This is a genomic window from Streptomyces sp. NC-S4 (assembly GCF_054353315.1).
The window spans coordinates 6368564-6393190 of the sequence record NZ_CM135937.1 but is presented as its reverse complement, the minus strand read 5'-3'; the positions used below and the strand labels follow the sequence as shown (position 1 = coordinate 6393190).

Here is a 24627-nt window from a genome sequence, read left to right as displayed (position 1 = left end):
GAGAGAGAGGCCTGCGGTGACCGGCACGGAATTCAACCGGCGGCTGAAGAGCGCGGTGGCCGGCAGCCCTTCGGGCTCCCTGGTCTTCCTCGGCAACTTCGAGGTCGAGGAGCAGTGGGCCCGTGGCGAGACCGGGCTGCCCCGGATCTCCTCCGCGGGCAACACCGCCGTGGTCAACCGGATGGACGAGTTCGCGCTGCTGCTCGGCGACGTCGACGACCACGTCGTCCTGAAGACCGAGCCCGACCCCGGCTACCTGGCCTACCTGCGCGAGCTGGGCCTCGGCCTGCCCGCCGTCCACGTGGTGCGCGGCCAGGACCCCGGGAACACCGTCACCCAGGACGCCCTGGCCGACTCCCGGCTGCTGGCCGTCCTGGCCGAACTCGGCGCACAGGGCGCCCTGCTGTCCCCGCACGGCGTCTCGGAGTGGGAGGAGGACCTCGCCGGGAAGGCGGGCATCGCCCTCGCCGCGCCCTCCGCCGAGCTGTGCAAGTCGGTCAACAGCAAGGTCTACAGCCGCCGCGTGGCCGACGAGCTGGGACTGCGCCAGCCGCGCGGCTGGGCCTGCGAGACCCTCGACGAACTGCGCACCGCCGTAGCCGCCGCGGCCGAACTGCTCGACGCGGGCACCACGATCCTCGTCAAGGAGGCCTTCGGCGTCTCCGGCAAGGGCATCGCGGAGATCCAGAGCACCCGGCGGCTGGAGCGGCTGGAGCGGCTGGTCGCGAACGCGGCGCGGAAGTCGGGCTCGGAGAGCATCGCCTTCGTCCTGGAGGAGAAGGTGGCCAAGGTCACCGACCTGAACTTCCAGTTCACCATCGCCCGCGAGGGTGCCGTGCGCCTCGACTTCGTCAAGGAGGCCATCACCGAGGGCGGCGTCCACAAGGGGCACCGCTTCCCGCCGCGCCTGACGGCGGAGCAGCACGAGGTGATCGACCGGACCGCCGGCCTCCTCGGCCGCCGGCTCGCCGACGACGGCTTCTTCGGCGTGGTCGGCGTGGACGCCATGCTCGACCCCGACGGCGGGGTGTACCCCGTCATCGAGATCAACGCCCGCAACAACATGTCGACGTACCAGGCCCGGCTGCAGGAGCAGCTGCTCGGTGAGGGCCAGCTGGCCCTCGCCCGCCACTACTCCCTGGTCCTCGACCGGGAGCTGCCCTTCGACGCCCTGCGGCAGGTGCTCGCCGGTCTCCTGCTGGACCGCCCGGGCGGCAGCGGGCTGGTCGTCAACAACTACGCCACCGTCAACGCCGGCGCGGCCTCCGGAAGCCCGTTCAACGGCCGTCTCTACGGCCTGATCACGGGCGACTCGGCGGAGCAGCTCGCCGCGCTGGACGCGGCCGTCACGGAGCGGCTCGGACCGGGCGGCGCGCTCGACGCCTCCCGGGTCCAGGACACCGCGCGGCCCTCATGGAAAGGTCAGAAATGACGTTCGAGTCAACGGAGTTCCGGGTACAGGGCCTCGGGATCACCGACCTCGCGGCCGAGTTCGGCACGCCCCTGTACCTCTACGACGGCGAGGCCCTGCGTTCCCGGATCACCGCCCTCGGGGAACTGCTGCACCCGCGCCTGGAGATCTTCTTCTCGCTCAAGTCCAACCCCAACGTCTCGGTCTGCGCGCTGCTCCACGCGCACGGCGCCCGGGCGGAGGTCTCCTCGATGGCCGAGCTGCTCACCGCCCGCAAGGCCGGCGTACAGCCCCGCGACATCATGTTCCTCGGTCCGGGCAAGAGCCGTGCGGAGCTGACGGAGTGCCTCACCCAGGGCATCTACGCGATCATCTGCGAGTCGCTCCCCGAGCTGGACCTGATCGAGGAACTCGCCGCGGAGCTCGATGTGGTGGCCCCGGTGGCACTGCGCGTCAACCCCAGCTTCGCGGTCAAGGGATCCGGCCTCACCATGGGCGGCAAGCCGCGCCAGTTCGGTATCGACGAGGCCCAGCTGTTCGCCGCCGGACCGCTCGGCAAGCAGTTCGAACACGTCCGGCTGATGGGCGTGCAGGCGTACATGGGCACACGCATCCTCAGCGAGGACGCGATCGTGGAGAACACCCGCCGCATCCTCGAACTGGCCACGCGCATCGCGGACCACCATGCCTTCGCCCTGGACATGGTCGACGTCGGCGGAGGCCTGGGCGTCTCCTACTTCGAGGGTGAGCGCGACCTGGACCTCGGGGTGCTGGCGGAAGCCGTCAACCCGGTCCTGGACGCCTTCGCGCAGAGCCACCCGCAGACCCGGCTGGTCATGGAGCTGGGCCGCTACCTGGTGGCGGAGAGCGGGACGTACGTGACCCGCGTGCGCTACACCAAGACCTCGCTCGGCGAGAACTTCGCGGTCGCGGACGGCGGCACCAACCACCACATGGCCGCCGTGGGCATCGGCTCCTTCGTCAAGCGCAACTTCCCCATCCGGGTGCTCAACCGCTACGACGAGCCCGCCACGGAGGTCTGGAACATCACCGGTCCCCTGTGCACGCCCAACGACACGCTGGGCAAGAAGGTCGACCTCCCGCCGCTGCGCGAGGGCGACCTGATCGGCGTCGAGCGTTCGGGTGCGTACGGGCCGACCGCTTCGCCCGTGAACTTCCTGAGCCACGGCTATCCGGCCGAGGTCCTCGTCGACGGCGGCCGTGCGCACCTGGTGCGCGAGGCCGACAGCGCCGAGGACCTGCTGGCCAAGCAGCACCTGATCGACCCGACCCGGGCCGATCACTGAGCGTCCCCGTACCTCCTGCCGCAGTACCCGAACACCGCACCGACGCCGCGAAAGGGCGCTATCCACATGACCGAGATCATCGAGACCACGGCCGGCCCGCAGGTCATCAACGCGATCACCGAGGCCCTCGGGGCCGTCCTCCAGCGCGACCTGGGCGACCTCGCCCCCGACACGAAGCTCTTCGAGACCCTGGGCCTGGACTCGACCGGCGTGCTCGACCTGCTGCTGCGTCTGGAGGAGCTGCTCGACGGGGAGTTCGACACCGACGAGCTCGAGATGAGCCACTTCGCCACGGTGCAGTCGCTCGCCGACTTCATCACCGCCGAGCTCGGCCGCTGATCATGTCCCTCGCAGCAGTGCCGCCGGCCGGCACCGGGTCCCGGCCGGCCCCCCTCGCGGGGCTCGCGGTGACCCGGGCCGTCCACCGGACCTTCGGCACCGGAACCACCGCGCTCGGCCAGGACGCCGAGCGGCGGTACTTCCCCAGTCACACCGCGCACGCCGGGGTGGTCCTCCACGAGGACCTCCTCGACACCGCGGTGGGCAACACCTTCGAGGACATGGGCGCCGCGCTGCTCGCCGAACTGGGCGAGCAGCCCGAGACCGACCTCGTGATCCTCGCCTACTCCACACCGGACCTCCTGCCGACCGTGCTGACCGCGCCCACGCTGACGGAACGGCTGCCCGGCCGGCCACTGCTCCTCGCGGTCGCCGACCAGGGGCCGACGGCCCCGTTCAGCACCCTGGTGCTCGCCCGGAGCTACGCCCGCCGGTACGGGTTCCGGCGGGTGCTGGTGCTCGCCTTCGACCAGCACGTCATGCCGTACGACGTACCACGTTCGGGCCCGCGCGGCCTGGCCGGGGACGGCGCGGTGGCCCTGGTCCTGGAGGCCTCCGGGGACGACTGCCGGGTGCGCCAGGCCTGCGGGCTGAGCCCGCAGGAGGTGCCCGGGCGGCTGGCCGCGCTGATCCGGGAACTCGACCCGGAGGGCACCGCCGACGTGGTGGCGGGTCCCGGGATCGATCCGGCCTGGGAGCTGCCGGCGGCGCCGAGGCCGGTACGGCGGGCGCCGGAGGGCTACCCGTGCACGTCCGTGTTCGGCGCGCTCGCCGAGCGGCTGCCGTCGGCCGGCGGGGGCGCGTCGCTGCTCGTCGAGTACGACCCGGTCCTGGGGGACCTGTCGGCCTGCAGGGTCGATCCGGTGGCGGCCGCATGACGGCGACGGACCGCGGAGCGGTGTCCGTCGCCGCCCCGTCGACCCCTTCCCTCCAGGACGTGGCGCGCAGGGAGGGCCTCGCGCCGGCCCTGCGGCTGCTCCTGGGCGGGCAGGGCCCCGGCCCGGCACCCCGCGGGACCTCCGGGTTCGCCCTGCTTCCCGAGGAGTGGGCGGCGGGCCGCACCGTCCTGCGCCGCTACCGGCTCCCCGGCGGCCCGGTCGTGGTCGTCGCCGAGCGGCCGCCCGCCCCTGCCGACGGGGGCGGCTCCGTCGACGGGACGGATCTGCTGCGGCTCCGGCTCGGGGTGGCGGAGGGCCTGCGCGACGCGTGCGTCGAGCACCTCGCCGCCCGGCCCAGCGGCGAGAGCACCGTCCTGATGCAGCAGATGGTCAAGGGGCAGCTGGCGGAGGCGCTCGCGGACCAGCTGGAGCTGTCCGCGCTGCTGGACTCCGGCGCCCCGGTGCAGGGGCCGTTCCTGCGGAGCGTGCACGGCCGGATCACCCGCAACGGGCGGTCGCTGCTGCGCCTGCTCGGCGCCCGCGGCTACCTCGCGGACGGGCCGGGAGCGGTGGCCGAGGTCTCCGAGCTGCTGGCCGACATCCACCGTCCCGCGAAGGAGGACAGGTGAGCGTACTGGACGACCGGCTGACCGCCCTGCGCGGGCAGGCACGCGAGTGGGCGGAGGACTTCCGCGCGGCCGCGCTGGAGCTGGACCGGGATCCCGAGCTGATCAAGGACTACCTCGATCTGCCGGGAGTGCGCTGCCTGAGCACCTTCGGGGTGCCCGCCGCCTTCGCGACGGACCCGCCGACCGTGGGCCCGTACCGGTTCGACGGCACGAACGGCCTGGAACGGGCCGTGGTCCTGGAGGAGTTCGCCGCCGGTGACATCGGCATGACCCTGGCCGCGCCGGGGCCGTCCATGTCGGGTGTCCTGGTCGCGAAGCTCGGCGACGAGGAGCAGCAGGAGTGGTTCTTCGGCCGGATGGCCGCCGCCCCGACCTGGACCTGCTTCGCGCTGACCGAGCCCGAACGGGGATCGGACGCCTCCGCGCTCGGCACCGCCCTGCGCGAGGAGGACGGAGAGCTGCGGCTGACCGGTGCGAAGCGGTACGTCGGCAACGCCGCCCGCGCCCGGTACGCCGCCGTGTTCGCCCGGACCCGGCCCGGCCCGCTCGGGGTGACGGCCGTCCTGCTGGACACGGAGGCCGGGGGCTACCATGCCGAGCCCCTGGACAGCCTGGGGATCCGCGGCGCCCAGATCGCAGCCGTCACCCTGGACGGGGCACCGGTCGCCCGCGACCGTGTCCTCGGCCGGCACCTGTCGCCCACGCGGCGCGGCATCTGGGCGTCCGTCCAGGTGTTCAACGCGCTGCGGCCCTCGGTCGCGGCGCTCGCCGTGGGCATCGCGAGCGCGGCCCACGCGTACGTACGGGAGCACTACGCCGGGGCGCGCGGCGAGGACCGGGACCTCATCGAGGTGCTGGGCCGGCGGATCGACGCCACCCGGGCGCTGGTGCACCGGGCGGCGGCGGTCGTGGACGCGACCGGGGACGGGTACCTCGCCTCCGCCGCTAAGGCCCGGGCCTGCGCGCTGGCGGAGGAGACGACGCTGGCGGCCTGCGACCTGCTCGGCCCCGCGGCCCGGCCGGCCCATCCGCTCCTGGACAAGCTGGTCCGGGACGCACGGGGCGTCGAGTTCATGGAGGGGACCCGCAACATCCAGCACCTCAACCTGTTCCAGGGGCTGAGGTCCGGGAGGGTCGGCGCATGAACGCCTCAGGGGCTCCCCGCGGGTGTTCAGACCCTGTTGAGGTACGTCAGCACGGCCATGACCCGGCGGTTGTCGTCCTTCGACGGCGGCAGGTCCAGCTTGGCCAGGATGCTGTTGACGTGCTTGGCCACCGCCTTCTCCGTGATCACCATCGCGGCCGCCACGGCCGCGTTGGACCGGCCTTCGGCCATGTACCCGAGCACCTCGCGCTCACGGTCGGTCAGCCGGGAGATCTGCTGGTCCTGGGAGTTGTGGCTCATCATCCGGGACACCACGTCCGGGTCCATGACCGTTCCGCCCGCGGCGACCTGATGCAGTGCCTCGATGAACTGGGCGCTGTTGAAGACCCTGTCCTTGAGCAGGTAGCCGACCCCGCCCGCACCGTCGGCGAGGAGCTCCTGCGCGTAGAGCTGGTCGACGTACTGCGACAGCAGGAGGGAGGGCTGGCCGGGCCGCCGGCGCCGGGCCTCGAGGACGGCGCGCAGTCCCTCGTCGGTGTGCGTGGGAGGCATCCGGATATCGACGAGCGCGACGTCCGGCTCGTGTTCGGCGAGCGCCTTGGTGAGTTCGGGACCGGTACCGACGGCGGCCACGATCTCGAATTCGTTCAGCTCCAATAGCCGCGTCAGTCCTTCGCGGAGCAGGAACTGGTCCTCTGCGAGTACCAGACGCATGTCGTATCCCCCACTGATCCCCGTCGGCCCAGACCCGGTCGGGGCGGGCCCCCGGCCACAAGCTAGCAATGCCCGGTTGCCACGGGCAAGGCGCATCGAGCGGTCAGCGCCTGGTCAACCGAATGTCAGCGGCGTTTGGCAAGATTTCGGAGTCCGACGCCGAAAGGGCATTTGACCACTCATGGCCGATGAAGACATCTCAGCAGCAGGCGAGCCGGCCTGGTTCACCACCTCCGCCGGACACATCGACGTGGAGAGTGTCCCATTCAAGTCATATCTGCCCCGCATGAATTCAATGCCGACGACCTCTACGTCGACCTTGAATCCGTTGTCGGCGAACGTTTGATCCTGAAGTGCGAGGGATTCAATTTCGCCGGCTCAATCAAGCTCAAAGCAGCCCATGCGATGGTCTCCGCCGCGGAACGCTCGGGAGAACTCCGCCCGGGCTCGACCATCGTGGAAAGCTCCTCGGGGAACCTGGGCGTGGCGCTGAGCATCGTCGCCTGCAGCCGGGGTTACCGCTTCATCTGCGTCACCGACTCCCGCTGCACCCTCGCCGCGCGCCAGCTCATGCAGCTGCTCGGCAGCGAGGTGCACGTGGTCACCGAGCCGCATCCGGTCGACGGCCTGCTCGGGGCCCGTATCCAGCGGGTCCGTGAACTGTGCGCGGGAACGAGCAACTCCGTGTGGCTCAACCAGTACGCGAACCCGAACAACTGGATGGCGCACTACCAGTTGACCGGCCCGGAGATCCTCAAGGCGTTCCCCGATCTCGGCATCCTCTTCGTCGGCGCCGGCACCACCGGGACGCTCATGGGCTGTGCCCGCTACCTGCGGGAACACAAGCCTTCCGTTCGGATCGTCGCGATCGACGCCGTCGGATCGGTCACCTTCGGCGGGCCGTCACAGCCCCGGATGATCCCCGGTCTCGGCACGGGCGTACGGCCGCAACTGCTCGACGAGTCCTACGTGGACGACGTGGTCATCGTTCCGGAGATCGACACCATCCGGTCCTGCCGGCAGCTGGCCCGACGCGGCTTCCTCTTCGGCGGCTCCACCGGGACCGTCGTCAGCGGAGCCACCGCATGGCTCGCCGAACACCCCGTCGCAGCGGATGTCTCGGCCGTGGCCATCGCCCCCGACCTGGGCGAACGCTACCTGGACACCGTCTACCAGGACCAGTGGGTGAGCGACCTCTACGGCCCCGGCGTCCTCCAGGAGGCGGTGTCGGCCGAGCGCCTCTGAAACCCGCCTCCGGCCGCGGCCCCGCCGGGCCCCGGCCCCTCCGCACCGCACGTCCTGCGCCACCGGGCGGGCGTCCTCACCGGCACACCTTGTCCGCAGCACTCATGGAGACCGTCATGACTTCGCCCACCCTTCCGGACCTGCCCCTGACGGGGGCCCAGAAAGGCATCTGGTTCGACGAGCAGCTGTCGAGCGGTCGGCTCGCGTACAACATGGCCGACTACCTGGATGTCAGCGGGCCGCTCGACGAGCCGCTGCTCCAACGCGTGCTGGCGCTGGTCCTGGACGAGGCGGAATGCACCCGTGCGCGCTTCTTCGACGTGGACGGACTGCCGGTGCAGCGCATCGAGCCGCTGGACGGGCTCCCCCTGAAGGTCCTGGACCTCGGCGGGAGCCCGGACCCGGTCGCCGAGGCGCTGCGGCTGATGGACGAGGACCTGCACCAGCCGTTCGAGCCGGCCGGCGGGCTGCTCTTCCGCGCGGTCCTCTTCCGCGTGTCCGAGGACCGCGCCCTGCTCTACCTGGCCATGCACCACCTGCTGTCCGACGGTTACAGCCGGCTGGCCGTCTACCGCCGCCTCAGCGAGGTCTACGGCGCGCTGAGCGCGGGCGAGGAACTGCCGGGCGCCCCGCTGCCCCCGTTGGAGCTGCTCCTCCAGGAGGAGGCGGCGTACCTGGAGTCGCCCGCCCTGGAACGCGACCGCCGCTTCTGGGAGGCCCACCTCGACGGCGCCTGTGAGCCGGTCACCCTCGCCCCCGGCGACCCGGTCCCGGGCACCGCGTTCCTGCGCCGCACCCACGAACTCGACGCGGCCACCGCCGGGCGCCTGCGCGCCGCGGCCACCGCCGCCCAGGTCACCTGGCCCACCTTCGCCATCGCCGCGGCCGCGGCGTACGTGGGCAAGGCCGCCGGCCGCGACGACGTGCTCCTGACCCTCCCCATGACCGCTCGCCTGACCGCCACCGCGCGCAACGTGCCCGGCATGGTGGCCAACTACCTGCCGCTCCCGGCCCGCGTCGGTCCCGCGACCACCGTGTCCGAACTGCTGGGCAACACCTCGAAGGCGGTCGCCCGCTCCCTTCGCCACCAGCGCTACCCGGCCGAGCGCATCCGCCGCGCCCTCGGCATGCAGGCCGACCGGCGGCCCTTCGGTCCCTTCGTCAACGTGCTGCCGCAGACACCGGAGTTCCGGCTCGGTCCCTGCGGGGCGCGGCTGCACAACCTCTCCACGGGCATCGTCGACGACCTCATGATCACGGTGCTGGACGGCGCGGACGGCAGCCTCGAACTGCACATGAACGGCAACCCCGAGCGGTACTCCGAGTCCGAGGTGGTGGACCACCTCCGCCGTTTCGGCGCGTTCATGCAGGGCCTCGCGGCCGCCGACCCGGCCACGCCGCTGGGCCGCCTCGACCTCGTCACCGAGCAGGAGCGCGACGCCCTCCTGGCCTCCGGCACCGGGCCCCGCGGCGAGGCGCTGAAGGGGGGCGTGGTGGAGCTCGTACGGGAGTTCGCCACCTCCACGCCCGCCGCCCTCGCCGTCACGGACGGCACCGCGGAGGTCTCGTACTCCTCGCTGGCGATCTGGGCGGACGACCTCGCCGAGACGCTGACCTCGGCCGGAGCCGGTCCCGGGAGCCTGGTCGGCATCCTCGCCGAACCGAGCGCCGCCTTCGTCGGCGCCGTCCTGGGCGTCCTCGGCGCGGGTGCGGCCTGGGTCCCCCTCGACGTGCACGCGCCGGCCGCCCGCATCGACAGCCTGATCACCGACGCCCGGATCGGTCACCTGCTCGTGGGGCCCGGTCTGCAGGGCCTGGCCGCGGAGCTCGGCGACGGCGGCGTACGGACCCACCCGCTGCCCGGCGGCCTGACCCCGCACCCGGTGCCGCTGGACGGGCTGCGCGCACCGCTCGGCCACCCCGACGACCTCGCCTACGTGATCTTCACCTCGGGCTCCACGGGCAAGCCCAAGGGCGCCATGGTCCACCGCCGCGGCATGCTCAACCACCTCGGCGCCAAGATCGACGACCTGGCGCTGACCTCCGCCGACCGGGTCGTGCAGAACGCCCCCGTCACCTTCGACGTGTCGGTCTGGCAGATGCTGGCCCCGCTCGTCGTCGGCGGCACCGTCCACGTGGTCCCCCGCGAGGTCGCCGCCGACCCCGACGCGCTGTTCGCCACCGCCACCGACGACCACGTCACCGTGCTGGAGGTGGTCCCCACGCTGCTGCGGGCGGCCCTCGACAACTGGGACACCGCCCCCGCCGCGCCGGCCGCCCGGCACCTGCGCTGGCTCGTCGTGACCGGCGAGGCCCTCCCGCCGGACCTCTGCGCGCGCTGGTGGCAGCGCCACCCGGGGGTCCCGATGGTCAACGCGTACGGGCCCACCGAGTGCTCGGACGACGTCACGCACGCCGTCCTGCGCGCCGGCTCCCCGGTCGGCGTCCGCGTGCCCATCGGCCTCCCCGTCCGCAACACCCGGCTCTACGTCCTCGGCGACGACCTGCGCCCCGTGGCCCCGGGCGCGATCGGCGAGCTGCACGTCGGCGGCGAGGGCGTCGGGCGCGGCTACCTCCTGGACCCCGTCAAGACCGCCGCCACCTTCGTGGCCGACCCGTTCGCGCCCGTACCGGGCAGCCGCATGTACCGCACCGGCGACCACGTGGTCCGGCGCCCGGACGGGCAGCTGGAGTTCCTGGAACGGCGCGACCACCAGGTGAAGATCCGCGGCCACCGCGTCGAACTCGGCGAGATCGAGGCGTCGCTGCGTTCCCTGCCGCACGTCGCCGATGTCGCCGTCACCGCTCCCAAGGACGCCGATGGCACCGCACGGCTGGTGGCCTACCTGGTCGCTCCCGGCACCGAGCCGGCGGCCGTCCGGGACGCGCTGGCCGAGCTGCTGCCCTCGTACATGGTCCCGGCCGTCTGGGTCCCGCTCCCGGCGCTGCCCCTGACCGCGCACGGCAAGGTCGACCGCCGCGCCCTGCCCGCACCGGCCCCGCTTGCGGCCCCGCTTCCGGCTCCGGCTCCGGTGCCGTCCGCGACGACCGGGCGCCGCGCCGCACTCCCCCGCAACCCCGCCGAGCAGGTGCTCCGCGAGATCTTCGCCCAGGTCCTGGGCCTCGACACGGTCGGCGCGGACGACGGCTTCTTCATGCTGGGCGGGGACTCCATCAGCTCCATCCAGGTGGTCAGCCGCGCCCGGGCCCGGGGCATCGTGCTCACCCCGCGCGACGTCTTCGCCCTCAAGACCCCCGCCGCCCTCGCCGCCCTCGTGGCGACCGCAGGCGACGCGGCCGGGCCGGCTGCCGCCTCCCCGCCGGCCGCCGAGGACGGGGTCGGCGAGGTCGAGCCGACCCCGATCATCGCCCAGCTGGCCGAGGATCTCGGTGGGATCGGCGGTCCCGCGGGGCAGTTCAACCAGCACGTCCTGCTGCGGGTACCCGCCACGATGACGGCCGGCTCCCTCGCCCCCGCGCTGCAGGCCCTGATCGACCGGCACGACGCGCTGCGCCTGACCGTGGCCGAGCCCGCCCCCGGCATCTGGTCCCTGCGGACGGCCGAGCGCGGCTCCGTGGCCGCCGAGCGGCTGATCAGCACCGTGGACGCCTCCGGCGCCGCCGACGATCCCGGCGCGCTGGACCGGCTGGCCGCGGCCGCGGCGGACACCGCCCGCACCAGGCTCTCCCCGGCCGACGGGGTCATGCTCCAGGCCGTACTGCTCCACGGCGGCCCGGCCCCCGTCTCGCACCTGCTGCTGCTCGCCCACCACACCGTCGTCGACGGCGTCTCCTGGCGCATCCTGACCGGCGACCTGGAGGCGGCCTGGACCGCGACCGCGGCCGGCCGGGCGCCCGCGCCGGAGCCGGTCGCGACCTCCTACCGCCGCTGGGCGACCACCCTCGCCGAGCAGTCCCGCACGTCCGCGCGGATCGCCGAACTGCCCTACTGGCAGGCCCAGTGCGAGGAGGAGCCCTCCGTCCTCACCGGTCGCCCGCTCGACCCGTCCCGGGACACCTACGCCACGGCCCGGCGACTGCGGCTGGAACTGCCCGCCGACCAGACCGCGGCCCTGCTGACCGCGGTGCCCGCCGCCTTCCACGGCGAGATCAACGATGTCCTGCTCGGCGCGCTGGCCCTGGCCGCCGCCGACTGGCGCGGCCGCCGCGCACCGGACCGCGCGCGTCCCCTCCTCATCGAACTCGAAGGACACGGCCGGGAGCAGATCACCGACGAGGTCGACCTCTCCCGTACGGTCGGCTGGTTCACCACCGTCTTCCCCGTCCGGCTCGACCTCGGCGACGTCGACCGGGAGGAGGCCCGCGCCTCGGGTCCGGCCCTCGCCACCGCCGTCAAGCGCGTCAAGGAGCAGCTGCGCGCCGTCCCCGACCGCGGGATCGGCTACGGCCTGCTGCGCCACCTCAACCCGCGCACCGCCCGGCTCCTGGCCGCGGCACCCGCCCCGAGCCTCGGCTTCAACTACCTCGGCCGGTTCCGCGTCGACGGGACGGCCGGCCCCTGGACCCTCGCCGGCGGCTCCTCGGTCATCTCCACCGGATTCCACCCGGACACCCCGCTGCGCCACCCCCTGTCGGTCACCCCGGTGACCGAGGACCACGCCGACGGCCCGCGTCTGGTCGCCGACTGGCTGTGGGCGGACGAGCTCCTCGGCGAGGCCGAGGTCCGTGAACTCGCCGAGTCCTGGTTCGCGGCCCTGCGTGCCCTCGTCACCCACCTGGACCTGCCCGGAGCCGGCGGCCGCACGCCCTCCGACCTGCCCCTGGTCGCGCTGGGCCAGGAGGAGATCGACGAGATCGAGCACGCCGGGAACGCTCCGGAGGGCACCACGGTCACGGACGTGCTGCCGCTGACGGCCATGCAGCGCGGCATGCTGTTCCAGGCCGAGTTCGACCAGCGGACGACCGACCTCTACACCCTGCAGGTCGCGGCCGATCTGATCGGCCCGGTGGACGCGGACGCCCTGGAGCGCGCGCTGGCCACCCTCCTGGACCGGCATCCCGGCCTCGGCGGGACCTTCCACCACCGGGACTCGGGCGAACCGGTCTCCGTCCTGCGCGCGGGAGTCCGCGTACCGCTGGGCCGCGTCGACCTGTCCGGGCTCGCGCCCGCCGAGCGGCAGGCCGAACTGGACCGGCTCGCCGACCGCGACCGGAGCCTGCGCTTCGACATGGCCCGTCCGCCGCTGATGCGCTGGTCCCTCGTACGGCTGGACGAGGAGCGCCACCGCCTCGTCTGGACCCTGCACCACATCCTGGTGGACGGCTGGTCCATGCCCGTACTGGTGCGCGAACTGCTCGCCTGCTACGAGGGCGAGGACGCCGCCGGGGCCCTCCCGCCCGCCGTTCCCTTCCGCACGTACCTCACCTGGCTCGCAGGTCAGGACCACGACGCGGCCAGGGCGGCGTGGACCGCCTCGCTCGCCGGGCTGGAGGAGCCGACCCTGCTGTGCGGGGCGGCACCCGACCGGCTGCCGGCCCCGCCGGAGTCCGTGCCGCTGCGGCTGACCGCCGAGGAGACCGCCGAGCTCGCCGGCTTCGCCGCGCGCCAGGGCCTGACCACCAACACGGTCTTCCAGGGCGGCTGGGCCGTCCTGCTCGGCCGGCTCACCGGCCGCTCCGACGTGCTGTTCGGGTCGACCGTGTCCACCCGGCCGGCCACGCTGCCCGGTGTGGAGAGCATCGTCGGACCGTTCCTGAACACGCTCCCGGTCCGGGTGGTCCTCGACCCCGCCGAACCCGTCGGCCCGTTCCTGCTGCGGCTCCAGGACGCGCAGTCCGCCCTGCGGGACTTCGACCACCTCGGGCTCGCCGAGATGCTCGGGGGCAGTCCGGCACTGGCCGCGTACGGCGAACCCTTCGACACCGCGCTCGTCTTCGAGAACTTCCCCATGGCCGAGGCGGCCGGTGCCCCGGCCGGCCGGGGCGGGCTGCGGATCGGCGACGTCACGGCCCGCGACGCCCGCCACTACCCGCTCAGCATGGTCGTCCTGCCGGGCCGGGAGCTCGAGGTCCGCTTCGACTACGCGCCGGACCTCCTGACCCGTGACGAGGTGGCGGCCGTCGCGCAGCGCTTGCACGGGCTGCTCCTGGACCTCGCCGCCGCACCGGGCCGGGCCGTCGGCCGGCTCGACGTCCTGACCGGCGACGAGCGCGCGCTGCTGCACAAGTGGAACGACACCGCGAGCGCCACCGGCGTCGGCATCCCCGGTGGTGTGGTGGAACGCGTACGCGAGTTCGCGCGGGTCTCGCCCACAGCGACCGCCGTCGCGGACGGCGAGCACGAGGTCTCCTACGCCTCCCTCGTCCACTGGTCGGACGAGCTGGCCGGGCGGCTGACCGCGGCCGGAGCGGGCCCCGGCTCCCTCGTCGCGGTGCTGGCCGAACCGGGCGCGGCCTTCGTCGGCTCGGTGCTCGGTGTCCTGCAGGCGGGAGCCGCCTGGGTCCCCCTGGACGTCGATGCTCCGGTGGCCCGCATCGCCTCGCTGGTCGCGGACTCCGGGGCCCGGTGCCTGCTGGTGGGCCCGGGCTGCGCACGCCTGGCCGCCGAAGTGCTGGACCTGGCCGGTGCCGGCCTGAGCACCCTGGAGACGGCAGTCGGCTTCGCGGAGCCACCGCGGGGACCGGAGGGTCTGGCACGGCCCCTCGGCCTCCCGGACGACCTCGGCTACGTGATCTTCACCTCGGGCTCCACGGGCAGGCCCAAGGGCGCCATGGTCCACCGCCGCGGCATGGAGAACCACCTCCTGGCCAAGGTCGAGGACCTCGCGCTGACCTCCGCCGACCGGGTCGTGCAGAACGCCCCCGTCACCTTCGACGTGTCGGTCTGGCAGATGCTGGCCCCGCTCGTCGTCGGCGGCACCGTCCGCGTGGTCCCCCGCGAGGTCGCCGCCGACCCCGACGCGCTGTTCGGCATCGTGCCGGCCGAGGACATCTCGATCCTGGAGGTCGTACCGTCCCTGCTGCGCGCCGCCCTCGACACGTGGGACGCGGCGGGCCCCGCCGCCGGCGCCGGGAGCCTGCGGCAGCTGGTGGTCACCGGCGAGGCACTCCCCGCCGACCTGTGCGACCGCTGGTGGGGCCACTTCCCCGCCGTCCCCCTGGTGAACGCGTACGGCCCCACCGAGTGCTCGGACGACGTGACCCACGCCGTCCTCCGGACGCAGGACCGGCCCGGTGCCCGCGTGCCGATCGGCGCGGCCGTCCGCAACACCTTCCTGTACGTCCTGGGCGACGAGCTGCGCCCGGTTCCGACGGGCACCGTGGGCGAGCTGTACGTCGGTGGGGCCGGCGTCGGCCGCGGCTACCTCGGCGACCCGGCCAAGACCGCCGCCGCCTTCCTCGCCGATCCCTTCGCCGGGGCCCCGGGCGCCCGGATGTACCGCACCGGCGACCACGTGGTGCGCCGGCCGGACGGGCAGCTGGAATTCGTGGAGCGCCGCGACCACCAGGTCAAGGTGCGGGGCCACCGGATCGAACTCGCCGAGATCGAGGCCGCCCTGCGGGGCCTGCCGCAGGTGGCCGACGCCGTGGTGGTCACCCTCACGGACCCGTCCCGGGCCACCCGTCTCGTCGCCTACGTCGTGGCACCGGGCGCCGGGGACCTCGCGGCGACCCGGGCCGCGCTCGCCGAGGTGCTGCCGGACCACATGGTCCCGTCCGCCTGGGTCTCCCTGCCCGCCCTGCCGCTGACGGCCCACGGAAAGGTGGACCGCAAGGCCCTCCCCCACCCGGCCGGAGCGGCGGACCCGGCAGCCGCCGGGACCCGGCGGGAGGGCCGCGACCCGGTCGAACGGGCGCTGTGCGCGGTGTTCGCCGAGGTCCTCGGAGTCGACTCCGTCGGCATCGACGACAACTTCTTCGCCCTCGGCGGGGACTCCATCAGCTCCATCCGGGTCGTGGGCCGGGCCCGCGCCCACGGCATCACGATCACCCCCCGGGACGTCTTCGGGCACCGCACCCCCCTCGCCCTCGCGGCCGTCGTCGCCGCCACCGGGACGGACGTACCGGCGCACCGGCCGGCCCCCGCTCCGCAGCCGCCGCTCCTGGAACTGAGCGACGACGAGATGGACGAACTCGACACTGAGCTGGAGTCATGAGAGAGCACACGGTGAAATCCGCGCGAAAGAGCGAGTTCCTGCCGCTCGCACCGCTGCAGCAGGGCTTCCTGTTCCACGCGGACTTCGTGGAAGAGGGCCTGGACATCCATGTGCTGCAGCTGGTGGCCGACCTGGACGGCCCCCTGGACGAGGGCCGGATGCGTGCCGCGGTGGGCGGGCTGCTGGAGGGCCACGCCGGTCTGCGGGCGTGCTTCCGGACCCGCCGCAACGGCGAACCGGTCCAGGTCGTCCCGCACGGCGTCGACGTGCCGTGGGAGACCGTGGACCTCTCCGCCCTGGCCGGGGACGAGCAGGCGGCGGAGCTGGCGCGGACCACCGAGGCGGACCGGGTGCGCCCCTTCCGCCTCGACCGCCCGCCGCTGCTGCGCTGCACGCTCGTCCGGCTGGGCGGACACCGCTTCCGGCTGCTGCTGACGGTCCATCACATCGTCCTCGACGGCTGGTCGATGCCGATCATGCTGGACGAGCTGTTCACCCGGTACGCGACCGGGGAGCCGGCCGCCACCGCCCTCCCCGCGCCGCACTACCGGGACTACCTCGCCTGGCTCGGGCGGCAGGACCGCGACGCCGCGCGCGACGCGTGGCGCTCCGCCCTGGCCGCGGTGGACGAGCCCACCAACGTCGCCCTGCCCGACCCGTCCGGCACCCCGGCGCTCCCCCGGGCGGTGAGCACCGTCCTCGGCCCCGAGGAGACCGCACGCCTCACCGCGTGGGCCCGCTCGCGCGAACTGACCCTGGGCACGGTGGTCCAGGGCTGCTGGGGCCTGCTCGTCGGCCACCTGACCGGCCGCACCGACGTGGTGTTCGGCATGGTCGACTCGGGTCGCCCGGCCGAACTGCCCGGCGTCGAGTCGATGGTCGGCATGTTCGCCAACACGCTGCCCGCCCGCGTCCGCCTGGACTCGGCCCGCACCGTCGCCGAATTGCTCACCGGCTTCCAGGAGCAGCAGGGCGAGCTGCTCCCCCACCGCCATCTCGGCCTCGCCGAGGTGCAGGAACTCATCGGCGTGGGCGGCCTGTTCGACACCGCCGTGATGTTCCAGAACTACCCCCGCACCGACGCCGCCGCCTTCACCGCCCTGACCGGCCTGGTGCTGCGCCACTCCGAGATCCGCAACGCCACCGAGTTCCCGCTGAGCCTGGTCGCCCTGCCCGGGACCGAACTGGAGCTGACGGTCCAGTACCGTCCTGACCTCTTCGGAGCCGAGGAGGCCGACCTGCTGGTCCGCCGCCTCGCCGGACTGCTCGCCCGGGTGCCGGCCGCCGCGGACCTGCCGCTCGGCCGGCTCGAACTGATCGAGCCCGCGGAACGGGAACTGGTCCTGCGGACCTACAACCGGACCGGGGCGCCCGCACCGGCCGCGCTGCTCCCGGACCTGATCGCCCGGCGTGCCGCGGCGGATCCCGGCCGGGTCGCGGTGGAGTACGCGGACGAGGCCGTGACGGCCGCCGCCCTGGAGGACCGCGCCGACCGCCTCGCCCGGCTGCTGATCGGCCGCGGCACCCGGACCGGCAGCCTGGTCGCGCTCGCCCTGCCGCGCTCCGCCGACCTGGTGGTCGCCGCGCTGGCCGTGCTCAGGACCGGCGCCGCCTACCTGGCCATCGATCCCGGCCATCCCGCCGACCGCATCGGCCTCATGCTCGAGGACGCGGCACCCGCCGTGCTGCTGAGCACCGCGGACACGGCGAAGGCCCTGCGGTGGACGGGCGCCACCGTCCTGCTCGACGACGCGGACACCGCGGCGGACCTGCTCCGACAGCCCTCCGGACCGGTCTGCGACGCCGAACGCGGCGGAAGCCTGAGCCCGGACCTCCCGGCGTACGTCATCTACACCTCCGGTTCGACGGGCCGCCCCAAGGGGGTCGTCGTCCCGCACGGCGCCTTCGTCAACCTCGTCGACGACATGGCCCGCCGGGTGGCCGTCACCGAGCGGGACCGCTTCCTCGCCGTGACGACGTTCGGCTTCGACATCGCCATGCTGGAGCTGTTCGTACCGCTCCTCGCCGGCGCCGGCCTGGTCCTCGCGGACCGGTCCACCGTCCAGGACCCGGCGGCCCTCGCGGCGGCCATCACCGCGAGCGGCGCGACCGTCGTGCAGGCCACGCCGAGCCACTGGCAGGCGCTCGTCGCCACGGCCCCCGAATGCCTCGCCGGACTCAGGCTGCTGACCGGCGGGGAGGCCCTCGGGGAGCCGCTGGCCGCCGCGCTCGTGGAGGCCGCCGCCACCGTCCTCAACGTGTACGGCCCCACCGAGACCACCATCTGGTCCACCGCCTCCGTCCTCGACGGCACCCGCCCGGGTGCCCCGCCCATCGGCCGGCCCATCGCGAACACCCGGGTGTACGTCCTGGACCAGGCGCTGCGGCCGGTCTCCCGCGCAGTCGTCGGCGAGCTGTACATCGCCGGAACCGGCCTGGCCCACGGCTACCTGGGGCGCCCCTCGCTGACCGCCGAACGCTTCGTCGCCGACCCCTACGGACCCGCCGGAACCCGGATGTACCGTACGGGTGACCTGGTCCGCTGGGGCTCCGACGGGCAGCTCGACTACATCGGACGGGTCGACCACCAGGTGAAGGTGCGCGGCTACCGCATCGAGCTCGGCGAGATCGAAACCGTGCTGACCGAGCTGCCCGAAGTCGCCCGGGCCGTGGTCGTCGCCCGCGAGGTCGGCCCCGGGGACACCCGGCTCGTCGCCTACCTCGTACCGGCGGCGGACGCCGGCGGGAGCGCGCCCGCCCTGGACGGCGCGGCCGTCCGGGAGCGCCTCAAGGGCGCCCTGCCCGAGTACATGGTCCCCTCGGTGTTCGTGCCGCTCGACACCTTCCCGCTGACCCCCAGCGGCAAGGTCGACCGCAAGGCGCTGCCCGCGCCCGAGCTGGAGCGGGCAGCCGGCCGGGAGGCCGACGGCCCCGCCGAGGACATCCTGCGCGGGCTGTTCGCCGACGTCCTCGGACTGCCCGAAGTGGGCGTGGACGACGACTTCTTCGCCCTCGGCGGGCACTCCCTGCTGGCCACCCGGCTGGTGAGCCGGGTGCGCGGCGCTCTCGGCGCCGAACTGTCCGTACGGGCCCTGTTCGAGCACCCGACCCCGGCCGCCCTCGCGGCCCGCCTGGTCACCACGCCCTCAGCCAGCACCCCGCTGCGCGCCCTGCCCCGGCCCGGCTTCCTGCCGCTGTCGCACATGCAGCGCCGCATGTGGTTCCTCAACCGCCTGGCCCCCGAGGCCGGCGGCTACCACATCTCCCTCGCGGTCCGGCTGCGCGGTGCGCTCGACCGCGACGCCCTGCGGGACGCCCTGGGCGACGTGACCGAGCGCCACGAGGTGCTGCGGACCGTCTTCCCGAGCTTCGGCGAGGAGCCGGGCCAGGTCGTACGGGAGGCGCAGGACGCCCGGCAGGAACTGGACGCCGTCCCGGTACCGGACGGCGAGTCCGCCCTCGGCGCGCTCCTGGACGCGGAGGCCGACCGCCCCTTCGACCTGACCCGCGACCTGCCGCTGCGCGCCCGGCTCTTCTCGCTCGGCGAGCGGGACCACGTCCTGCTGCTGGTCGTGCACCACATCGCCTTCGACGGCTGGTCCGTCCCGGTGCTGGCCGCCGACATCGCCCGTACCTACCGCGCCCGGACCGCGGGCGAGCTCCCCGACCGGGCCGGGCTGCCCGTCCAGTACGCCGACTTCTCCCTCTGGCAGGAGCGGGTGCTGGGCTCCGAGGAGGACCCGGACAGCCTGCTCCGTCAGCAGCTGGCGTACTGGACCGAGGCCCTGCGCGGCATTCCGGAGGAGCTGGCCCTGCCGAGCGACCACCCGCGGCCGCCGATCGCGAGCTACGCGGGCGACGCCGTGCCGTTCACCGTCCCGGCCGGGCTCCACGAGCGGATCGTCCGCCTGGCCCGCGCGTCCGGCGTGAGCACCTTCATGGTCGTCCAGGCCGCCCTCGCCGCCACCCTCGGCAAGCTGGGCGCCGGCACCGACATCCCGTTCGGTTCGCCCATCGCGGGCCGCACCGACGAGGCGGTGCACGATCTGGTCGGCTTCTTCGTCAACACGCTCGTCCTGCGGACCGACACCAGTGGCGATCCCACCTTCCAGCAGCTGCTGCACCGTGTCCGCGAGGCCGACCTGGGCGCCTTCCAGCACCAGGACCTGCCCTTCGAACGGCTGGTCGACGCGCTGAGCCCGGTCCGCTCGCTGTCGCGCCAGCCTCTGTTCCAGGTGATGCTGGCCTTCCAGAACACCGCCCGGCCGGAGTTCGACCTCCCCGGTCTGGAGTCCGAGTTCGTCGAATCCGGTTCCACGGCCGCCAAGTTCGACCTCGTCTTCGAGTTCACCGAGGGCGGCCCCGGCGAAGGCCTCGCGGGACGGCTGGAGTTCGCGACGGACCTGTACCTGCGCACCACCGCGCAGCTGTTCGTCACCTCCTTCCTGCGGCTGCTCGAAGCGGCCGTCACCACCCCCGCCGCGCCGCTCAGCCGCCTGGACGTCCTCGACGCCCGGGAGCGGAGCCGGCTGCTCGACGACTGGAGCACGGCCTCCCGTACCGCGGTGGAGTCCACCGACACCATGCCCGGCCTCTTCGAGGCCTGGGCCGCCCGCCGGGCCGGACATCCCGCGTTCGTCTCCGAGGAGGTCACCTTCGGCTACCGGGAGCTGGACGAGCGGTCCAACCGCCTGGCGCGCGAACTCGTGGCCCGCGGGGCGGGCCCGGGGCGCTTCGTGGCCCTGGTGCTGCCCCGGTCGCCCGAGCTGGTGGTCTGCGTGCTGGCGGTGCTCAAGTCCGGCGCCGCGTACCTGCCCGTCGACCCGGCCTACCCGGTCGACCGCATCACCCACATGCTGACCGACTCCGGGGCCCACCTGCTGGTCACCTCGGCCGCGGTGCTCGATTCCGGGGCCCTGCCGCCGGAGACCTCCGGCGGGGCACGGCACCTCGTCCTGGACGCCCCGGACACCCGGACCCTGATCGCGGACCGTTCCGCGGCCCCGCTCGACGACGCCGAGCGCGGCCGGCCGCTGAGGCCCCATGACCCGGCCTACCTCATCTACACCTCCGGCTCCACGGGTCTGCCCAAGGGCGTGCTGGTCTCCCACGGCACGGCGACGGCCCTCGCGGCCGACCACCGTGAGCGGTTCGGCGTGGGGCCCGACACCCGGGCCCTGCAGTTCGCCACCTTCAGCTTCGACGCGGCCGTCTGGGAGCTGTGCGTCTCCCTGCTCGTCGGCGGCACGCTCGTGCAGGTCCCGGACGACCGGCGGGCCGGCCTGCCGCTCGCCGAGTTCATCACCCGGCACCGGATCACCATCGCCCTGCTGCCGCCGGTGGTCATGGACGCCTTCCCCGAGGAGGCGCGCCTGCCCGAGGAGCTGGTGATGACGGTCGGCGGAGCGGCGATGACCCCGGAGCTCGTCGAACGCTGGGCGCCCGTCACCCGGCTCCACAACCTCTACGGGCCGACCGAGAACACCGTGGTCACCACCGCGAGCGACCGGATCACCGGCGGCCGCCCACCGATCGGCCGGCCCATCGCCGGCCACCGCGCCTACGTCCTCGACCGGAACCTGGCCCCCGTCCCGGCCGGCGTCGTCGGTGAGCTCTACGTGGGCGGCACGGGCCTCGCCATCGGCTACGTGAACCGGCCCGGTGTGAGCGCCGAGCGGTTCGTCGCCGACCCGTACGGACCGGCCGGGTCCCGGATGTACCGGACAGGCGACCTCGTACGCTGGCGCGCGGACGGCAATCTCGACTACCTCGGCCGGTCCGACCAGCAGGTCAAGGTGCGCGGTTTCCGCATCGAGCTCGGCGAGATCGAGAGCGTGCTGCTGGAGCACCCGGGGATCGCGCAGGCCGTGGTGATCGCCCGGGAGGACCGGCCGGGCGTCCAGACCCTCGTGGCCTATCTGGTGACGGTCCCCGGCTCCGGCGCCGAGGACGGCGGCGTACGCGACCTGCTCGCCCGGCGCCTGCCCGACTACATGGTGCCGTCCGCGCTGGTCACGCTGCCCGAACTGCCGGTGACCGTGAACGGCAAGATCGACCGGGCGGCACTGCCCGCGCCCGACCTCCGCGCCGCGGCCGGCCGTGAGGCCGTCACCGAGACCGAGAAGGCCCTGGTCCGGGCGTTCGCCGATGTGCTCGGGCTCGACGCCGTCGGAGCCGACGACGACTTCTTCACCCTCGGCGGCAACAGCATCGGCACCGTCCAGGTGGTGGCCCGGGCCGCGAAGAGCGGGCTGGAGCTCACCGTGGCCGAGGTGTTCACCCGGCGGACGGCCGCCGCGCTCGCCGCCCTGGTGGACGGGCGCACGTCGGGCGCGGACCACCTGGCCCGGCAGCTGCGGACCGGCGCGCTCGGCGGGGACCCGCAGGACCCGTTCGCGCCCGTGCTCGCGATCCGGCCCACCGGCTCGCTGCCCCCGCTGTTCTGCGTGCACGGCGGGCTGGGCACGAGCCTGCCCTACCTCGGGCTCGCCGGGTACATCGACGAGGAGAGGCCGATCATCGGGCTCCAGGCGCCGCAGGTCGGCGGGGCCGAGCCGGCGCCGAGCATCGAGGCGCAGGCCGAGTCGTACCTGAAGCGGATCCGGGAGGTGCAGCCCGAGGGCCCGTACCACCTGCTGGGCTGGTCCTTCGGCGGACTGCTCGCCCACGAACTGGCCGTCCGGCTGCGGGCCGACGGCGACGAGGTCGCCTTCCTCGCCAACCTGGACGCGTTCCCCTACGACCGCACGCTGGACGGGCCGCTGCCCGACCGGGGCGAACTGCTCCGCCGCTTCCTGGAGTACCTCGGGGAGGAACAGGCAGCGGCAGCGGGAGAAGCCGCGGACCCGGCGGCGGTGGCCGCGGTGCTGCGGCGCCACGGCGGCGCCTTCGGTTCGCTGACCGCAGAGGACGTCGAACGCCTGGTGACGGTGATGCGCCACCACGTCGAACTCGCCGAGCGCTTCGAACCCGGCCGCTTCGACGGGGACGTGACGCTGTTCGTCGCGACGTCCGAACGGTCGGCGGCGGAGACCGAGGCCGCGGCCCGCCGCTGGGACGGACACGTCGGCGGAGCCGTACGGGTCCATGAACTCCCCTACGCCCACGAATATCTGATGCATCCGGAACCGCAGGCGAAGGTCGGCGTGATCGTCGACGCGGAGCTTCGGCGGATCGACCGGCCCACCCCAGGGAACGGACCCATGAGCACACTCGTCGAAAGTCCGGTCGTGGAGACCTCCCCCGGCCCGGACCCGGCCGCCGGCCCCGCGCCCGTCGCCCCGGTCACCAAGGGCCACCCCCTCACGGAGACGTTCGCCCTGGCGGGCAGGCGGCTGCGCCATCTGCGCCGTACACCGGGGCGGCTCGTCGGGATCGTGCTCAACCCACTGGTGATGCTGCTGGCGGTGGGCTACCTCTTCAAGGAGGCCATCGTGGCCCCCCAGGGGGGCGACTACCAGGAGTACCTGATGGCGGGCATCGCGGTGCAGGTCGCCCTGGCCGGCATCGGGCCGACCGCGATCAGCATCGCCATGGACCTGCGGGCGGGGCTGATGGACCGCTTCCGGTCGCTGCCCATCTCGCGGGCCGCGGTGCTGGTGGCGCACGCACTGGGCGACCTGCTGGTCGGTCTCGGCGTCCTCACGGTGATCACCCTGGTCGGCCTCGGCATCGGCTGGCGCCCGCACGGCGACCCGCTCTCCGTGGCGGCCGGTTTCGCCGTGGCCGGGGGGTTCATCCTCCTGATGATCTGGGTCGGCATCACGCTCGGGATGATGGTCAAGAACATCGAGTCCATCGACTCGATCGGCGCCCTGATCCTGGTCGTCTGCACCTTCCTGTCGAACGCGGTCTTCCCCGCCGCGTCCATGCCGGGCTGGCTGCGCCCGGTCGTCGAGTGGAACCCGATCAGCGCGGTGGCCGACTCCTGCCGTCACCTGTGGGGCAATCCCACGGCGCAGAGCACGAGCTTCCCGGGCGAGCACCCGCACCTGGTCGTGGCCATGTGGTTCGCCGTGCTGCTGGTCGGCACGGTGTGGGCGAGCCTGAGCCGCTTCCGCCGGGCGGCCGCGTAACCCCCACGGGGCTCCGGACCCGCCCGCCCCGGGCAGCCCCGGAGCCCCGCCACCGGCCCGCCTTCCGGTGGACGGGCGCGTCCGCCGCGGTCAGGCGTGGTTGACGGGGAGGACGTCCGGGGAGAGGGCGCCCGCGTGGGCCGCGGCCGAGGTCATCCGCTTGCGGTGGTGGCGGCGGCAGAGGACCTCGTAGCCGATCTCGCCCGCGGGGCGGTTCACGTCGCCGACCACCACCTGGGCGCCCTCGACCACCATCTCCCCGCCCACCGTACGGGCGTTGTGCGTGGCGCGGGCACCGCACCAGCACAGGGCCTCCACCTGGAGCTGCTCCAGCCGGTCCGCCAGCTCGATCAGGCGCTGCGAGCCCGGGAAGAGCTTCGTACGGAAGTCCGTCGTGATGCCGAAGGCGAAGACGTCCATGTCCAAGTCATCGACGATGCGCGCCAGTTGGTCGATCTGCACGGGCGCCAGGAACTGGGCCTCGTCCACGATCACGTAGTCCGCCCGGCCGCCCTTGGAGATCTGCGCGACCAGGTACGCGTACAGGTCCATGCCCTCCGGCGCCTCCACCGCCTCCGTCACCAGTCCGAGGCGGGAGGACAGCTTGCCCTCGCCCGCCCGGTCGTCACGGGTGAAGATCACGCCCTGGAGCCCACGCGCGTCACGGTTGTGGGCGATCTGGAGCGCCAGAGTGCTCTTTCCGCAGTCCATCGTTCCGGAGAAGAACACCAGCTCGGGCATGGGAAGTACGGGACCTTTCGGGTCGGGGGGAGAAGGTGGTGGCCGGGCGGCCGGGCGGTCCGTCGG

At 73.7% G+C, this 24627-nt stretch carries 11 protein-coding genes; 9 read left to right on the top strand and 2 right to left on the bottom strand.

Annotation, left to right across the window (positions count from 1 at the left end; translation table 11 throughout):
- Nucleotides 1-16 precede the first annotated feature (16 nt).
- The 6 genes from ACXNSR_RS28810 (at nt 17) to ACXNSR_RS28785 (ending at nt 5709) form a co-directional block, all read left to right on the top strand.
- Nucleotides 17-1432: a preATP grasp domain-containing protein gene (locus ACXNSR_RS28810; RefSeq protein ID WP_458638270.1), complete on the top strand. Its 1416-nt coding sequence runs from the start codon at nt 17-19 to the stop codon at nt 1430-1432.
- Nucleotides 1429-2718 carry a type III PLP-dependent enzyme gene (locus ACXNSR_RS28805; protein ID WP_458638269.1) on the top strand — a complete coding sequence of 430 codons (1290 nt, stop codon included), beginning with the start codon at nt 1429-1431 and terminating at the stop codon, nt 2716-2718. Before ACXNSR_RS28810 ends, ACXNSR_RS28805 begins: the two co-directional genes overlap by 4 nt.
- A gap of 66 nt (nt 2719-2784) precedes the next feature.
- Nucleotides 2785-3057: a phosphopantetheine-binding protein gene (locus ACXNSR_RS28800; RefSeq protein ID WP_327737849.1), complete on the top strand. Its 273-nt coding sequence runs from the start codon at nt 2785-2787 to the stop codon at nt 3055-3057.
- A gap of 2 nt (nt 3058-3059) precedes the next feature.
- Complete coding sequence (locus ACXNSR_RS28795; RefSeq protein ID WP_458638268.1) at nt 3060-3935, top strand: hypothetical protein; 876 nt, start codon at nt 3060-3062, stop codon at nt 3933-3935.
- Nucleotides 3932-4564, top strand: a complete 633-nt coding sequence (locus ACXNSR_RS28790) for a hypothetical protein (protein ID WP_458638267.1) — start codon at nt 3932-3934, stop codon at nt 4562-4564. Before ACXNSR_RS28795 ends, ACXNSR_RS28790 begins: the two co-directional genes overlap by 4 nt.
- Complete coding sequence (locus ACXNSR_RS28785) at nt 4561-5709, top strand: acyl-CoA dehydrogenase family protein (RefSeq protein ID WP_458638266.1); 1149 nt, start codon at nt 4561-4563, stop codon at nt 5707-5709. Before ACXNSR_RS28790 ends, ACXNSR_RS28785 begins: the two co-directional genes overlap by 4 nt.
- A gap of 26 nt (nt 5710-5735) precedes the next feature.
- Here the strand turns inward: ACXNSR_RS28785 and ACXNSR_RS28780 are convergent, their stop codons facing one another.
- Nucleotides 5736-6383 carry a response regulator gene (locus tag ACXNSR_RS28780; protein WP_458638265.1) on the bottom strand — a complete coding sequence of 216 codons (648 nt, stop codon included), beginning with the start codon at nt 6381-6383 and terminating at the stop codon, nt 5736-5738.
- A gap of 264 nt (nt 6384-6647) precedes the next feature.
- On the opposite strand from ACXNSR_RS28780, the gene sbnA reads away from it, so the two are divergent.
- The 3 genes from sbnA to ACXNSR_RS28765 all read left to right on the top strand — a co-directional run bounded on the left by sbnA (nt 6648) and on the right by ACXNSR_RS28765 (nt 23820).
- Complete coding sequence (sbnA, locus tag ACXNSR_RS28775) at nt 6648-7628, top strand: 2,3-diaminopropionate biosynthesis protein SbnA (protein ID WP_458643422.1); 981 nt, start codon at nt 6648-6650, stop codon at nt 7626-7628.
- A gap of 116 nt (nt 7629-7744) precedes the next feature.
- Nucleotides 7745-15745 carry an amino acid adenylation domain-containing protein gene (locus ACXNSR_RS28770; RefSeq protein ID WP_458638264.1) on the top strand — a complete coding sequence of 2667 codons (8001 nt, stop codon included), beginning with the start codon at nt 7745-7747 and terminating at the stop codon, nt 15743-15745.
- Nucleotides 15742-23820, top strand: coding sequence for an amino acid adenylation domain-containing protein (locus ACXNSR_RS28765; RefSeq protein ID WP_458638263.1), 8079 nt, complete (start codon nt 15742-15744; stop codon nt 23818-23820). The genes ACXNSR_RS28770 and ACXNSR_RS28765 overlap by 4 nt, the downstream gene beginning before the upstream one ends.
- Before the next feature lie 90 nt (nt 23821-23910).
- On the opposite strand, the gene ACXNSR_RS28760 is transcribed toward ACXNSR_RS28765, so the two are convergent.
- Nucleotides 23911-24561, bottom strand: coding sequence for a thymidine kinase (locus ACXNSR_RS28760; protein ID WP_030009682.1), 651 nt, complete (start codon nt 24559-24561; stop codon nt 23911-23913).
- Between the last annotated feature and the right edge of the window lie 66 nt (nt 24562-24627).